Annotated in this window: 1 protein-coding gene; it reads right to left on the reverse strand. The window is 37.3% G+C overall.

All coding sequences use genetic code 11. The annotated features are described in order from the left end of the window. On the reverse strand, positions 1-229 hold a 229-nt coding region (locus tag ACEN3Z_RS11990), incomplete at its 3' end, for a transposase (protein ID WP_407090998.1). Positions 230-255: the final 26 nt, after the last annotated feature.

Consider the following 255-nt stretch of genomic DNA (forward strand, 5'->3'; position numbering starts at 1 on the left):
TCCATAATTGTTTTAATTTGGTGTAATCACGCGGCCGGTTGTAACGAATCGTGTTCATGACTTTAATCCGATATCTGTTTAACGTATTATTCAATAATTGAACGATATGAAACCGATCGATGACAATATCGGCATTCGGAAAAATGCGTTGTAAAAATAGATAATACGGCCCGTACATATCCATGGTGACGGTCTTGACTTGCATTCGAGCTTCATATGAATAGCGCATAAAATAATCTCTTAAAGCGTCTTGTG

Source organism: Ruoffia sp. FAM 26254 (genome assembly GCF_045528545.1).
In the GTDB taxonomy this organism is placed as follows: domain Bacteria; phylum Bacillota; class Bacilli; order Lactobacillales; family Aerococcaceae; genus Ruoffia; species Ruoffia halotolerans.